General features: G+C 41.9%; 16 protein-coding genes. All 16 read left to right on the top strand.

What is annotated here, in order from left to right:
* Positions 1 to 324: 324 nt before the first annotated feature.
* Complete coding sequence (locus EK374_RS07095) at positions 325 to 1,149, top strand: flagellin N-terminal helical domain-containing protein (protein ID WP_127021444.1); 825 nt, start codon at positions 325 to 327, stop codon at positions 1,147 to 1,149.
* 77 nt (positions 1,150 to 1,226) lie between these two features.
* Positions 1,227 to 1,631 carry a flagellar protein FlaG gene (locus EK374_RS07100; protein ID WP_127021446.1) on the top strand — a complete coding sequence of 135 codons (405 nt, stop codon included), beginning with the start codon at positions 1,227 to 1,229 and terminating at the stop codon, positions 1,629 to 1,631.
* A gap of 14 nt (positions 1,632 to 1,645) precedes the next feature.
* Positions 1,646 to 3,106 carry a flagellar filament capping protein FliD gene (fliD, locus tag EK374_RS07105; protein WP_127021448.1) on the top strand — a complete coding sequence of 487 codons (1,461 nt, stop codon included), beginning with the start codon at positions 1,646 to 1,648 and terminating at the stop codon, positions 3,104 to 3,106.
* A gap of 12 nt (positions 3,107 to 3,118) precedes the next feature.
* Complete coding sequence (fliS, locus tag EK374_RS07110) at positions 3,119 to 3,559, top strand: flagellar export chaperone FliS (protein ID WP_127021450.1); 441 nt, start codon at positions 3,119 to 3,121, stop codon at positions 3,557 to 3,559.
* Positions 3,559 to 3,858, top strand: coding sequence for a hypothetical protein (locus EK374_RS07115; RefSeq protein ID WP_127021452.1), 300 nt, complete (start codon positions 3,559 to 3,561; stop codon positions 3,856 to 3,858). The genes fliS and EK374_RS07115 overlap by 1 nt, the downstream gene beginning before the upstream one ends.
* Before the next feature lie 17 nt (positions 3,859 to 3,875).
* Complete coding sequence (locus EK374_RS07120; RefSeq protein ID WP_127021454.1) at positions 3,876 to 6,719, top strand: 6-hydroxymethylpterin diphosphokinase MptE-like protein; 2,844 nt, start codon at positions 3,876 to 3,878, stop codon at positions 6,717 to 6,719.
* A gap of 185 nt (positions 6,720 to 6,904) precedes the next feature.
* Positions 6,905 to 7,384, top strand: a complete 480-nt coding sequence (locus EK374_RS07125) for an acyltransferase (RefSeq protein WP_127021456.1) — start codon at positions 6,905 to 6,907, stop codon at positions 7,382 to 7,384.
* A gap of 15 nt (positions 7,385 to 7,399) precedes the next feature.
* Entirely contained in the window at positions 7,400 to 8,278 is an 879-nt protein-coding gene (gene rfbA, locus EK374_RS07130) for a glucose-1-phosphate thymidylyltransferase RfbA (protein ID WP_127021458.1), read from the top strand.
* On the top strand, positions 8,269 to 8,676 hold the full coding sequence (locus tag EK374_RS07135; RefSeq protein ID WP_127021460.1) for a sugar 3,4-ketoisomerase: 408 nt from the start codon (positions 8,269 to 8,271) through the stop codon (positions 8,674 to 8,676). Before rfbA ends, EK374_RS07135 begins: the two co-directional genes overlap by 10 nt.
* Positions 8,673 to 9,809 carry a DegT/DnrJ/EryC1/StrS family aminotransferase gene (locus EK374_RS07140; protein WP_127021462.1) on the top strand — a complete coding sequence of 379 codons (1,137 nt, stop codon included), beginning with the start codon at positions 8,673 to 8,675 and terminating at the stop codon, positions 9,807 to 9,809. The genes EK374_RS07135 and EK374_RS07140 overlap by 4 nt, the downstream gene beginning before the upstream one ends.
* On the top strand, positions 9,806 to 10,579 hold the full coding sequence (locus tag EK374_RS07145) for an NTP transferase domain-containing protein (protein ID WP_127021464.1): 774 nt from the start codon (positions 9,806 to 9,808) through the stop codon (positions 10,577 to 10,579). The genes EK374_RS07140 and EK374_RS07145 overlap by 4 nt, the downstream gene beginning before the upstream one ends.
* A gap of 53 nt (positions 10,580 to 10,632) precedes the next feature.
* Entirely contained in the window at positions 10,633 to 11,031 is a 399-nt protein-coding gene (locus EK374_RS07150; protein ID WP_127021466.1) for a ParB N-terminal domain-containing protein, read from the top strand.
* Positions 11,028 to 11,699: a phosphocholine cytidylyltransferase family protein gene (locus EK374_RS07155; protein WP_164731836.1), complete on the top strand. Its 672-nt coding sequence runs from the start codon at positions 11,028 to 11,030 to the stop codon at positions 11,697 to 11,699. The genes EK374_RS07150 and EK374_RS07155 overlap by 4 nt, the downstream gene beginning before the upstream one ends.
* Positions 11,696 to 12,934 carry a DUF711 family protein gene (locus EK374_RS07160; protein ID WP_127021470.1) on the top strand — a complete coding sequence of 413 codons (1,239 nt, stop codon included), beginning with the start codon at positions 11,696 to 11,698 and terminating at the stop codon, positions 12,932 to 12,934. Before EK374_RS07155 ends, EK374_RS07160 begins: the two co-directional genes overlap by 4 nt.
* An 11-nt stretch (positions 12,935 to 12,945) precedes the next feature.
* On the top strand, positions 12,946 to 13,638 hold the full coding sequence (locus EK374_RS07165; RefSeq protein WP_127021472.1) for a class I SAM-dependent methyltransferase: 693 nt from the start codon (positions 12,946 to 12,948) through the stop codon (positions 13,636 to 13,638).
* 7 nt (positions 13,639 to 13,645) lie between these two features.
* The gene (locus EK374_RS07170; RefSeq protein ID WP_127021474.1) at positions 13,646 to 14,401 is read left to right on the top strand and encodes an aspartate/glutamate racemase family protein; all 756 of its coding nucleotides are present in this window, start codon (positions 13,646 to 13,648) and stop codon (positions 14,399 to 14,401) included.
* The last annotated feature ends 6 nt before the right edge of the window (positions 14,402 to 14,407 follow it).

Below are 14,407 nucleotides of genomic sequence, written 5' to 3' on the forward strand. Positions count from 1 at the left end.
TTCATCAAGTAGCTTAATGACATGGTAATGAAAACGGCCCCTACATGGGGCTTTTTTTTTGTTTTTTTATGAAAAAGAAAAAAACACACGGAATTTATTTTTTTCTTAAAAATAATTTCACTCGTAACTTTATGAAATATAAGGATAAGTGAAATAGTTTGCCGCGAGTTGGAAAAAAATTGCCTTTTTTTATTAAAGTCCTGAAGTTGCTTGCCGATAGCTAGTTAAGCCAAATTGCAGTTTGGCGAGAATTGCGGGGTTCCGCTTAACAAGAAAGGTTGTGTCAAGGGTTTGCAGACCCGTCGCGACTTTAAGGAGTGACTTATGGCTTTAGCAGTAAACACCAACGTATCCGCGTTAAACGCACAGCGTCAGTTATTAACATCTGGCAATGCATTGGATACCTCATACAAACGTTTGTCTTCTGGTTTTCGTATCAATAGCGCTGCTGATGACTCTGCAGGCTTACAGATTAGCAACCGTTTAACTAGTCAAATCAATGGTTTAAACCAAGCTATTAGTAACGCAAATGACGGTATCTCTGTTGCCTCAGTAGCAGAAGGTGCGATGGAAGAAATCACAACTTCTTTGCAACGTATTCGCGTTCTGGCAGTACAGTCACAAAACGGTATCAATAATTCAACAGACCGAGCAGCTTTGCAAAAAGAAGTAACTGCGCTGAAAACTGAGATCAGCCGTATAGCTTCGAATACTCAGTTCGGTAAAATTAATTTATTAGATGGTAAGTTCTCTGCCAATTTCCTGGTTGGTGCCAATGCCAATCAAAATATTACAGTGGCTTTGAAGCTGACTGGTGGTTACGGTACGTCGGGTTTAAGTCTGTCTAAGTTATCGGTATCTTCCGTTGCTAATGCTGGCACGGCAATAACTAATGTTGATGCCGCAATTAAAACTATCGACAGTGCAAGAGCTGATTTGGGTGCGCTGCAAAATAGGTTCCAATCTACAATCCGTAACTTAAGCAACATCGTTGAAAACGTTTCAGCTGCCCGTAGCCAGATCCGCGATACAGATTTTGCCAAGGAAACAGCAGAACTGACACGGGCACAGATATTGCAGCAGGCCAGTACAACTATCCTGTCTCAGGCTAACACCAGACCTCAAACTGCACTATCCTTATTAGGTTAATAGTGGCCTTTTAGGTAAAGAGTAAGCAGCGAAGACTAAAGTCTTCGCTTCGCTTGCCGATACAGAGGTAGAAGCAAATGAGTTCAGTAATTACGGGTAATTTTGGCTATCAGCCAATAGCCCCCAAAGCTGCTGCAAGTAGTGAAGTTGAGCTGAACAAAATGAAAGGTGGTCCCGAATTAGCGACGCCACAATCCAAAGAAAAGACTGAAACTGTGAAAGCAGAGCAAGCTGTGACTACGGACGAATTAGGTGAAGCTGTTGAGAATGTTAACCAGTTTGTTAATTCTCAGGGGCGTACTTTAAATTTTTCAGTCGATGAAGAATCTGGTAAACCTGTGGTGAAAGTGATTGACTTTGAAACCAAAGAAGTGATTCGTCAGATCCCGTCTGAAGAAGTGCTGACTATGGCCAAGGCCATCAAAAGATTGCAGGAAGATTTGGGTTCAGCAACAGGTTTGATGTTCGATAAAACTATATAAAGAGAGGATGAATCATGGCGATCCGGTCGTTAGGTGCAGCGTCAGGACTTGATCTTGAAAGTCTAGTTACACAGTTAGTTACGGTGGAACGGAACACTAAAGAAACTCGTCTTGATGCGACAAAAAAGGAGCTGGATTCATCTCTTTCTGGTTTTGGTAAATTAAAATCTGCTTTAACTAAATTTAAAGATACGTTGACTGCATTAGGAGACGATAAACTCAGGGCCAGGACGACCAGCATCAAACAGCCTACAGATACCAAAACTTATCTGGAGGCCAAATCCAGCGGTACAGCCGCGCCTGGTAGTTTTGATATTAAAGTTAAATCTCTGGCCACAGGTAGTAGGATCGAAAGTGCTAATGAAGCTTATACCAGCCCATCAGCCGTGATTAGTGCTACAGCGGGTAAGCTCACGTTTGAAGCTGACGGCAAAACTTTCGATGTAAACGTCAAAGCTAATATGACTTTGGACGAATTCCGTAAAGCGGTGAACAGCGCCAGTGGTAACTTTGGAGTCAGCGCTAACATTATTAATGCTGGCGAAGGCGTAGGTACTAAACTAGTGCTGACATCATCCATTACTGGTGAAGGTAATGAATTAAAGATCACAAGTGATAATGCCGAACTTGACAGTCTTTCGACTCAAGCCTTTGGTAACAGTGATCCTGCCTCCGGTGGCCTCGATGTTGCTATTAAAGCGGCTAATGCTGAAGTCGTGATTGACGGTATCAGTGTATTCAGTGAAAACAACACCTTTACGAATGCGATACAAGATACCGAGTTGACAGTTTTAGCTGTAACACCCGATGCTAACAATGCCACTTTAACCATTGACACTGACAAAAAAGCTGCTGAAGATAAAATCAAAGCTTTTATGAACGCTTACAACAGTTTGCTGAGTGAAGTTGAGACTCTGACTAAAAATCGTACTTTGGGCGACGACGGTAAAACTGTTATTTCTGAGGGCGGCGCATTAAGTAGTGATCCTATGGTCCGCAGCATTATGAGTCAGGTGACTAAAACCTTAGGTAGTGCATTTTCGTCTGGTGGTGCAGAACTAAATAATTTATATGCCTTGGGGATCACATTTAATGACCAGGGCAAATTGGAAATTTCCACCACAAGTTTATATGGCGGGGATTCAGGGCGCCAGCGCTTTGATAATGTGCTGGAAAATAACTACGATAAAATCGCTGACTTATTTGGTGGCGACGACGGCATTTCTGAGAGCCTGGATGAGCTGATTTCCCAATTTACTAATCGAGATGGTCTTTTAGTGAACAAAGAAACTTCACTGAAAGACCAATTGAAAAATAATACTAAAGATCGTGAAGCTTTTGAACGATATATAGTGAGCTACGAAGATACGTTGCGTCAGCGATACGGAGCTTTGGATTCGACTTTAGGTCAATTACAAAGTACTTCCAGTTACCTGGTGCAGCAACTGGCAAACCTGCCAAAATATGGTAGTTAACAGGAGCTTGCTATGAGTTACGGTATTAAAGCCTACAAATCTGTAGGGATCAAAGATGATTTAGCTGTTGCAGATCCGCATCGAGTTATCCAGTTATTAATGCAGGGAGCTCTTGAAAATATGGCGAAAGCCAAAGGAGCAATGGACCGGAAAGATTTTGCAGAGAAATCTCGCACTGTGTCTAAGGCCATGAGTATTATTTCTGCTTTGCAACACACTCTTGATATGGATGTTGGAGGGGAAGTATCGCAAAACCTATGGTCGTTATATGATTTTATGGTTAATCATCTGATGCAGGCGAGCCGTGAAAGTAGTACGGTAAAGATAGATGATGTGATTGAAATTATGATTAAAATTAAATCTGGCTGGGATGCCATTCCGCTTGAAGACAGGCAAAAAGGCTTCCAATTGTTAGCTGAGCGCCAAAATCAAGCAAAATTGGCATCTGCTTGATGCTTGATTTAGTTACTGCTTTACAGACCAAGCGTCAGGAGATAAATGAGCTGTTGGCGCAGGAAGAATATCCTATAGAAAAGTTTTCAGAGTTGTGGCAAGAGTTTGATCACTCCTTGCTGCGACTCTGCGAAAACCCTCAACAAATTCCTGATTTACAAAGTATATTGGCAGACAACTTGCAGTGGGTTAGTCTTATCACTGAACAAGTATCTTCAGAAAGAAGTGCTGTAGCTGTCAGGATGTTGCAATTACGTAAAGGTAAAAAAGCGCATCAAAGCTATGGAGACAATAATTAAGCAGGTGCCATGCCTTTATGCTGAAATATATCAATTACCAAATTCTCGATGATGTCACCCAGCAAGAAGCTCTTGAAAAACAAGTTTCTGTTCTTATCAATCGCAATATTCGTCAGAATATTGACGCCTTTCGACACCACATCCCTAGCTTGGTTAGTTTGATTGATGAGCACAAAATGCAGCAATATTCGCTGTTTTGCACGAAAGATGCGGAACTAAATATTGTTGATTTTGCTACCGGTCGCGTATTTTACGAAAGTGCTGTGCGGCAGGATGTTATCGCTGAAGTCCAAGATTATTATAAGCAAGCTGCTTATTTTAATCTCAAAGGAGCAAAGGATAATCAAGCATTAAGGCATGAGCCGTTGCCGCAGCAGGTTGATGTGTTATTGGTGTTCGGTTTAGGTTTGGGGTATCACTTGAACGAACTGGTCATGAATGCCCATATCCGTTATTTGGTTGTTTATGAGCCCAACGTCGATATTTTATTGTGTTCTGTACAGGCCAATAATTGGAAACAGTTATTGGAAGTTGCCCAAAGCATGGGAACTCATATCTTTTTACAAATAGGCTCTGACGCTTCAGCTGCCCCCTCAGAATTAACTGAGCTACTCGGCTTTGATCAAACCCTTGATAAGGTTTTCGTATATCGCCATCAATTTCATCCGATGATGGATGATGTCATCTTCTATTTGCTGCAGCATTCAGGCGATAAAGACGCTTTGACTCAGATAGGCCATCAGTTTACTGAATATAAAGGTGCGATGGACTATGTGCCTGAGAGGGCAACTAATTTATTAGCGCAGTATCAGCCACAGCTCTATAAAACAGAGCGTACACAAGCTTTATATGACGCCAATATGGATGCGTTGAAAAAGTATTACCCTGACGTATATAAATCAATGCAAGGGTATAAAATACAATCCTGGCAATTAGTCAGCGATAGCAATGGCAACCCTAACCTTTATCATCAAAAACGTCATGCGCTGTTCCATCAGGATCTATCTATAGAATCGTCTCATTTAGTTGACTACTTTATCGAACACCCTTTTAAGGATGACGTGGTTCTAAGTCAAAGAACCAGCTATAAGTTTCGAAACTATTTACACTTTTCCAAAATTGCTGAGTTAAAACCTCTGATTGAAAAAATACTGACTCAGCAAAGCAAATTGCCTGAGCAGGTTGAAACACTAATTATTTTTGGTATTGGTTTAGGACAGCATATCGAACTGTTGTCGCAACAGCGTCAAATTAAAAATCTATTTCTTTGTGAGCCTAATTTAGACTTTTTTGCAGCCAGTCTTTGGGTTACCGATTGGGCTGCTATTTTTACTCAAGCCGAAACGAATGGTGGACGGATTTATTTGAACCTTGGTGGGGATGGTAGCCATTATTTTTATGATCTTATGGCTCAATTTTATCAGGTTGGAGCCTATGCGATTGCCGACACCTATATGTTGAGCAGTTATTACAATACTGCTATGCAAAAGGCGATTGGCGATTTAAGAGCAGAACTTAAAGTCGTGCTGGCGATGGGTGAGTATTATGATCATGCTCGTTTTGGTATCGCTCACACCTATCATAGCCTGAGTTCAGGACAGCGTTTCCTGAAAAATGCTAACTATGAATATGGCCATCATCAGGCATTGAATCTGCCAGTATTCATAGTAGGTAATGGCCCTAGCCTTGATCAGTGCTTTGATTACCTAAAAGTGTATCGAGACCAGGTTATCATCATCAGTTGCGGTACAGCGTTAAAGGCTTTATTCAATAATGGTATCTGCCCAGATTTTCATGCCGAAATTGAGCAGTGTAGGGCGACATACGATTGGATCACACAAATTAAGGATCTGAATTATCTAAGTAAAATCAATCTGCTGAGTGTAAATGGCATTCACCCTGACACCGCAGCTTTGTTTAAAGCGACTTATTTGTGTTTCAAAGACGGCGAAGCGTCCAGTTATATTTTCGACAATGGCCTGAGAAAGAATGGTTTTCAGGTGGCGTCTCTGGCGTACGCCTATCCGACCGTGACTAACTTAGTGATGAACTTTAGTATTAAACTAGGCTGGAAGTGTTTTTACCTATTTGGGGTTGATCTTGGCTTTATTGATATCAACCGCCATCACTCCCAGCACTCAGCTTATTTCAAAGTTGACGGGTCGCAGGCGTACAATTATCAGGCTCACCATGGAGGGGGAGTACCGTCGCCAGGAAACTTCAGGGAGCAAGTCTACACAAAAGCTGAATTTGATGTATCGCGTAAGTTAATAGAACAAGCCATCACAAAAGCTGGAAGAAAAGTTGAGGTTTATAACTGTAGCGACGGTGTGAAAATTAATGGCACTATACCTCTACTGCCCGACAACATTTTGTTGGAACCAATAGCTTTACAGGAAAAGTACCAACAGTTAGAAGAGCTGCTTTCTGACGCATTTTACCCTGCTTTACCCGCTTTATCGGACAAAATCTATGACCAGATGTCTCCTGAACTTTATAAAACCTCAATGGAGCAATGGTTTGATTTGTTGGCTGATGATGCTACTGACATGCAGTCTGCACGTGATTTAATCAGTAAACAGTGGAGTTTTATGCGTTCAAGAGCTGCTGCGGAAAAAGATATCACGTTTTTCCTGTTTCACGGCAGCTCCAACTTTATTTCTGCTGTACTGACTAAAGTTGCAGCTAATATCACCGCCGAAAATAATGGTGCATTGGATACATTTAATCAGATTTTGGCGATCTGGCGGCGATATTTGGAGCAAGGTAAGAATTTGTATTTAACTAACCCTTTGGCGTTCGACACTGTTTCTGTTAATTATCTATTCAGACCTTCAAAACAATCAGGTGTGAAGACTTGAAATTGAATTTGGCTGACCGGTGCTTTTGGATTTTATAAAGCGGATCTTCAAGTTAAAGTTGATAGCTTAAAGTGTCGATATAAATACAAGTCATCAAATTTGCTTTTGCTTGGGCTGATGAGCGTTCCTCTATCTTGCATTGATTGGGACAAAGTCTTTACGGGGTAAAGAGTTAAGAGGTCAATATGTTTATTCATCAACGCGCAGACGTTAGCACCCATCAAATTGGTCAAGGAACCAGAATTTGGCAGTTTGCGGTGGTCTTAAAAGGGGCAACTATTGGCCAAGAATGTAATATTTGTGCTCATACCTTTATAGAACAGGATGTGATTATTGGTGATCGTGTCACTGTAAAATCGGGTGTTTTTTTATGGGAGGGCACCCGAATTGGGCATGATGTATTTATTGGCCCAAATGCGACTTTTACCAATGATCCATTCCCACGCTCCAGACAATACCCATCAAAATTTGTAGGCGTTATAGTCGAAGACGGAGCGAGTATTGGTGCTAATGCTACTTTATTGCCCGGAGTCCGGATTGGTAAAGGTGCGATGGTTGGGGCGGGCTCTGTCGTGACCAAAGATGTTCCTGATTTTGCCGTGGTTGCAGGTAATCCAGCCAAGGTGCTCCGTATGCTTGAGCATACATTGCCTTCCAGCGGATAACAAAAGGAAACATTTATGAAAGGTATTGTGCTGGCCGGCGGCAGTGGATCACGCTTATATCCAATAACACAAGGGATATCAAAACAGTTATTACCTGTGTATGACAAGCCGATGATTTATTATCCTATTTCTGCTTTGATGTTGGCTGGTATAAGGGATATTTTGCTTATTGTTACACCCGAAGATCAAAGTGCCTTCGAGCGGTTATTGGGAGATGGCAGCCAGTTTGGGATTCAGCTGACTTACAAAGTTCAGCCAAAGCCTGAGGGGTTAGCGCAGGCTTTTATTCTAGGTGAGGAGTTTATTGAGAATCACCCGGTCAGTCTTATTCTTGGAGACAATATCTTTTACGGCCAAGGTTTCACACCCAAACTACAAAATGCACGTTCAAGAGACTATGGTGCGACAATTTTCGGTTATCAAGTGAAAGATCCAGAACGCTTTGGCGTTATAGAATTTGACGAAAACTCAAAAGTTTGTTCAATAGAAGAGAAACCCTCTATCCCGAAATCCAATATTGCCGCAACAGGATTGTACTTTTACGACAACAGGGTGGTTAATTTTGCGAAACAAGTCAAAAAGTCCGCCCGTGGAGAATTAGAAATTACTTCAATTAATCAGGCTTATCTGGAAGATGGAAGTTTGCATGTCGATATTCTGGGGCGTGGTTTTGCCTGGCTTGATACAGGCACCTGCTCAAGTTTGTTAGAGGCCGCGCAGTTTGTTGAAACGCTAGAAAAACGTCAAGGTTATAAAGTTGCGTGCTTGGAAGAGATTGCTTTTAACCAAGGCTGGATCTGTGCGGAACAGTTATGTCATACAGCAAATTTGTTGGGAAAAAGTAGCTACGGTGCTTATCTGAAGTATTTAATTAAGGATATGCCATGTCGTTAATCAGATTGCTTGAACTCCCTATTTTTGGCGATGGGCGAGGAGATCTCGTATCAATTGAAGCGGGTAAACATATTCCTTTTGATATCAAAAGAGTTTATTGCTTATTTAACCTCGCTGACCATCCACGTGGTATGCACTCTCACCGACAATTACAGCAACTGGCTTTCTGTGTTCACGGCAGCTGCCGTTTCATTCTGGATGATGGTACCGCTAGAGAAGAAGTGGTATTGTCCCGGCCAACGCAAGGACTGCTAATTGGGAATTTAATCTGGCGGGAAATGCATGATTTTAGTGATGACTGTGTGATTATGGTGTTGGCTAGTGAGCATTATGATGAGTCTGATTACATTCGGAATTATGACGTATTCCTGGATGTTGTCCGGAGTGAAAATAAATGAAAGTTCCATTTTTAAATCTCAAAGCCATCAATCAGCGTGATGAAGTTGAGTTGTTAGCTGCTTGCGAACGGGTCATAAAATCTGGTTGGTATATCAATGGACAAGAAGTAAAAGATTTTGAGGCTGATTTCGCAAGCTATTGTGGAACCCAAGCTTGCGTAGGAACCGCCAATGGTTTGGATGCCTTGCGACTGACTTTGGCTGCCTGGAAAGTTCAGGGGGTATTGAAAGATCATGACGAGGTCATAGTACCTGCCAATACATTTATAGCGACTGTGCTGGCCATCACAGATAACAAGTTAGTGCCGGTGTTTGCAGAGCCAGATCCCGACAGCTATGTAATCACTACAGAATCTGTGAAAGCGGTGCTGACGAACAAATGCCGTGTTGTAATTCCGGTGCATTTGTATGGTCAATTGGTGGATATGGATTCATTGCTTGAATTTGCTCAGCTGCACAATTTGCTGGTTCTGGAAGATGCTGCCCAAGCTCATGGCGCTGTCTTGTCATCGAAACGCGCTGGTAGTTTTGGTCATGCGGCAGCTTTTAGTTTTTATCCAGGTAAAAATCTAGGGGCCTTAGGAGATGCTGGAGCCGTTACAACGAATGATGTGCAATTAGCCAGTGTTATACGAGCTTTAGGCAATTATGGTTCGGAACACAAATATATTCATCAATATCAGGGAATGAATAGCAGATTAGATTGCATTCAAGCGGCAATGTTGAGGGTTAAGCTAGCCAATTTAGATGCTGACATACAAATTCGTCGAGCTATTGCCCTGCGATACCTGGCTGAAATTAGAAACCCTGTAATTACGTTACCTCTTATCACTGATCATAATCGCCATGTATGGCATCTATTCGTAATAAGAACAACGCAGCGCATTAAGTTACAAGCCTGGCTGGCTGAAAACCAGATAGAAACCTTGGTTCATTATCCCTGTGCACCCCATAAACAATTGGCATATGCTGACTATGCTCATTTGCAGTTACCGATTACTGAGCTCTTGCAGGAACAAGTGTTGAGTTTGCCAATAGACCCAACTATGACAGATGTTCAAATAACGCAAGTTATTGATGTTTGTAATGCCTATATGGCAGCTACAACTTTATCTGAGAAGGGCAAGCTATGACCGAAGTTTCCGCTAAAATATGCCATAACGTTATATTGCTTGCTGCGGGTAAAGGGAGTCGAATGGGAGACATGACTCTAGGGAAGACAAAGGCAATGTTGGAATGTGGCGGTAAAGCAGTGATTGACTGGATGCTGCAGGCCATTCTCACCAGAAATGACGGCGAAGTTGTTGTGGTAACTGGCTATTGTGCTGAGTTCCTTGAGCAACATTTACAACGTAAGTATGGTAGTAGAATAAAAGTCGCCAGAAACGATAGATATGAAGATGATGTCAATATACTTTCGGTTGAAACAGGTGTTGCAGCTCTAAGCAACCCTGAACAAGGCTATTTAATTATTGAAACTGATTTGCTGTTGAATGATGCTGCTTGGGATAAAATTTTTGCTGCGCCTCTTTTTTCCACTTCTCATTGGGTCTGTAAAGGCCATTACCATAAAGAGTTAACTGGGGGCATTGTTTCTGCAGACAAGACAGGGCTTATCACCGCTATTGATTACCAACCAGCCTATGATTCGAAGTTTGATGGGTGGAACAAGATGATAGGGATGCTGGCAGTAGGCCCAGACGAAGTTCAGAATGACAGAGCTATTCGGCAGCGATCGATCGCAGATACGACAAAGCAATATTATTTAACGCCCTGGAGTCGGGAGCTTAGCTCCTTACCTTGCCGTGTGCTTGAGTTAACAGATGAGTTTGCCTCCTCTTTTAACACCGCAGAGCAGTTTTCTAAAATCAGTCAGGCGTTTTTATTAACGAATTCGGCATGAAATTTGCTGATTTCCGCACAAGGCATCATGAAATTTAAACAGGCAGGTGTGGTATGTCTAAGTTTGTAGAAATAGAGTTAGTCCCGGTAGAACGACTAAAGCATATCGAAGGACATAGTAAAAAAAGAGTAGAGTGGCTGGTCAATAAAATTAAAAATGAAGGGGTATGGCGCTTACCTATTGCTCTTGATTCTGAACATGATTTGGTATTGGATGGTCAACATCGTATGGAGGTTGCTATTCGATTGGGATTAAAACGTGTTCCTGCTGTGCGCTATGTTTATTCTGAAGTCGATGTATGGAGTTTGAGAGCTAACCATAGTTTTGATTGGCAGAAAGTGACAGAAAGAGCTTTGGTCGGCAACATCTATCCTTATAAAACGGTAAAACATGGCTTTCCACATGGCGGTTTACCTGTTTGCCATTATGCGCTGTCGGAGTTAGAAGCTTGAGAAAAGTAGAGCACGTCATTATCTTAGCTGCAGGAAAAAGTTTGCAGTTAGATGGAATCTGTAAAGTTTTAATCCGACATCCCGTAACGGGTAAAACCATACTCGACTATTTTATTGATGCATTTGCAGGTAAAAAAATAACGGTAGTTGTTGGTTTTCAGGCGATACAGATTATGCAAGCCTACCCGACACTTCACTTTGTATATAACCCGGATTGGGCTCTGACGAATAATGCCATGAGCCTTGCGTTGGCTTTGACAGATGAGCCAGCTTATATAGTGTCGGGGGACATATTTCTGACATCATCTTTGATTGAAAGGCTAGAAGCTATAGACGGAGATGTAGTGTTGACATCTGGCAGAGAGAAACGCAGCCTGACTGCCATACATTGTGTTGTCAATTCTGAAGGCTGTGTAATGGAAACCTACCAGGGCCCATTAAAAAGCATTTCACATCCGGAATCTGTCGGCTTATTTAAAATCAGTTCGCCAGATGTTCTAAGAGAATGGCGACGCAAATGTTTAGGCCACACCAATTTATTTGCAGGTCAGTTGCTTCCTTGTGCTCTCAGCGATGTTAAATCTGTCAGTCTGGAAAACGATTTCTATTTTGAAGTTAATACTCCCACTGATTATATGCAACTGATACAGGAAAGTAGAGGCTTATGATACGTTCACTGACTATAGGTGTACCTGTTTTTACTCAGTCGAAAACGCATCTGACGCAGCAACTGATAGCATTTAATCGTCACTCTGAGCTAATTAGTCAAAAGTTTAATCTGCCTTTCAGGACAGCCCGTTTAACACTGCCTGCACCAGATTTTAATTCTGATGTAACTGAAGGTGGTTTGAGATCAGTCATTGATACAGTGCGGGATCTGGCCGCATCAGCAGGTGCCAGATGGTATTGCTTACCTATCAATCTGTTTGATTCTAATGCCAGTGCTGCTGTACTTGATGAAGTTCTTAACCTTATAGTCAGGGATTCACAGCTTTTCGTAAACCTAATAGTGGCGAAACAGAAAACCATTTCAATTGCCGGGGCTTACGAAGCCAGTAAATTTATCACGAATCTATCAAGACGAAGTTCCAATGGTATTGATAATTTCAGACTAGGAGTATCCGCAGCGTGCAATGCCGGAACACCGTTTTTTCCATTTTCTCGACATGAGGGGGCTGAAGCCGGTTTTAGTATTGCACTAGAAACGACAGACAGTGCGCTCTCTATAGCTGAGCGTGCACGCAAAGAGCAATGGACTTTATCACAGTTTCAGGATGAACTTATTTTGAAGCTGCAAAGTGCCTTTAGTCAGGCCGAGCAATTTGGCAGGGAGTTAGAGGCTGCATCTGGTGTACATTTTCTTGGTATTGATGGCTCATTTGCCCCTTTTCCTGATGGAAAAACATCTGTTGCCAGTGTTATTGAAAGTCTGGGACCCACTCCGGTTGGTTGTTTGGGTACTGTATTTATGACAAGTGTCTTAACGGATGCTATTAAAGTTGCAGCTCATCGTGCAAACGCAACCCTGGTGGGATTTAATGGCGTGATGTTTTCAGTGCTTGAAGACAATGGTCTGGCTCATGCTAACAATTTAAGAGCTTTAAGTTTAGAGAAGCTTGCTCTTTTCTCAACGGTTTGTGGCTGTGGTATTGATATGGTACCTATCCCGTCGACGACTTTTAGTGAAGATATTGCCGGATTAATCTTAGATATCTCAGCTTTGGCTATACGACTTAATAAGCCATTGGGAGTTCGTTTATTACCTATTCCAAATAAATCAGTCAATGAATATACCCAGTTGAATCTTGACTTCCTATGTGATGGACGAGTCATGGAAACTGGGATTAGTGCTTCAAAACCTATACTGGCTGACGCTGAATGGCGTTACGGTTCAGACAGATAATTGGATAAATCATGATAAATCCGAATAAGGTAAAACAATTTTGGGACAGCAGAGCTAATTTTTATAAGAAGGTTGCTATTGAGTCCGTTGCTAACCTTGAACACGATCCAGAGAATCTGAAGCTCAAAATTGACGATGAAACCAAAAAAGTATTTTCCTGGCTGCCAGATCTAAACGGCAAAGATATTCTGGATCTCGGTGCGGGTGTTGGCCAGTGGAGTTTCAGATTTGCCGAACGTGGTGCCGCTAGCGTTATTGCGGTTGAATATGCAGCAGGTTTGGTGGAGATCGCTCAGGCTGAAGCTAAAAAAAGAGGTCTTGATCAGGTTCAGTGTGTTGTCAGTGCAGCAGAGAAATTTTCTACTGAACATAAATTTGATTTGATATTTATTTCCGGACTTTTTGTCTATTTGACGGACGGACAAGCCAATGAGTTGCTGACAAAGCTGAGGGGCTTTTTAGCTGAAGGTGGCTTGCTGATACTAAGAGATGGTACAGCTGTTGAGAGTCGATATGAAATTGATGATCGCTTTTCTGAGCACTTGGGACAAAACTATTCCGCAAATTACCGAACTGCAAACGAGTATAAAAAGGCATTTTCGGATGCAGGTTTTCATTTGATCAAAGACGAAAACATGTTTGAAGAGGGCCACCCTCTAAACAAATATTCAGAAACAAGACTACGGCTATTTATGTTCAGGTAGTGATGCTATGGCAAAAATCTATCCAGTGGATAATGTCGTGACCTGGCCTGAGACTGAAGGTGTGTTAGGCGTCGTTGGTGTTGCACCTTGGGCAACACTTGATTTTTTACAGATATTTTATGGTTTAATCCAAGCTGACAAAGACTGGAATTTTCCCAGAGTCATTTGTGATATCAACACAAAAATTCCAAGTCGAGGTCGACATCTCGAATTAGGCGAAAGAGACCCTTCACCTTTTATTCTTGAGTCTATTAATGATTTAGCTGCTCAAGGTGCAACCATTGCTGTTGTTCCTTGCAATACTGCCCACATCCTCTATTCGAGATGGACTACGGATGCCGTCATTCCAGTCGTGAGCATTATTGATGCAACTGTAAATGAAATAAGAAAAAATGGCGCCACTAAAGTTGCCGTTTTATCTTCAGAAGCATCGGCGAAGTACAATGTTTATAACGATAAGCTTAGCGAATATGGCTTTGAGTTGGAGCATTTGACTGCTCAGCAGCAAAACGTTGTATCGCAAGCGATCACAGAAATGAAAGTAAAAGGTATGATCCAACCGGAAACATTGGTTAACACTAATATACTATTGAGTGATCTAAAAAATGCGGCCGTGGATGGAGTTATCTTAGGATGTACAGAGCTTAAGTCATTGTCCGCCCCCTGTTCCAAGTATTTCGCAACCGTTGCTGAGTCAAACCTTGCAATGGCAAAGCAGGTTTTATCTTTAATGGGCTTGCCATCATATGCTATCAGAACCTAATAACTG

This window comes from Rheinheimera mangrovi (genome assembly GCF_003990335.1).
Taxonomy (GTDB): Bacteria; Pseudomonadota; Gammaproteobacteria; order Enterobacterales; family Alteromonadaceae; genus Pararheinheimera; species Pararheinheimera mangrovi.